Origin of the sequence: Phormidium sp. CCY1219, assembly GCF_035615515.1 — a bacterium.
Classification (GTDB): Bacteria; Cyanobacteriota; Cyanobacteriia; order Cyanobacteriales; family Laspinemataceae; genus CCY1219.
The window spans coordinates 1-342 of record NZ_JAJENT010000121.1 but is presented as its reverse complement, the minus strand read 5'-3'; the positions used below and the strand labels follow the sequence as shown (position 1 = coordinate 342).

General features: G+C 43.3%; 1 protein-coding gene. It reads left to right on the top strand.

What is annotated here, in order from left to right:
* Positions 1-194: 194 nt before the first annotated feature.
* Complete coding sequence (locus LKK83_RS00670) at positions 195-326, top strand: hypothetical protein (protein ID WP_324628802.1); 132 nt, start codon at positions 195-197, stop codon at positions 324-326.
* Positions 327-342: the final 16 nt, after the last annotated feature.

Genomic DNA, 342 nt, shown 5'->3' with positions numbered 1-342 from the left:
GGGATGGAAAAAAACTATCCCGATAAGCGCAATAGTTGTTTATCCCTAGTCCAACCCCAGGGATGGAAAAACTATCCCGATTTCCGCAATAGTTGTTTATCCCTAGTCCAACTCCAGGGATGAAAAAAACTATCCCGATTTCCGCAATAGTTGTTTATGCCTAGTCCAACCCCAGGGATGGAAAAACTATCCCGATGTCCGCAATAGTTTTTTATGCTGAGTCCAACCCCAGGGATGAAAAAAACTATCCCGATAAGCGCAATAGTTGTTTATGCTGTAGCGCCCTATCGGTGAAAAAAGCTGTGGCGATCGCGCCAGAGTTATAAGATTTTCATATAAGTA

What these genes read in the sequence shown, in the direction of transcription:
- LKK83_RS00670 (WP_324628802.1), top strand. Translation starts at nt 195, where the DNA reads ATGTCCGCAATAGTTTTTTATGCTGAGTCCAACCCCAGGGATGAAAAA.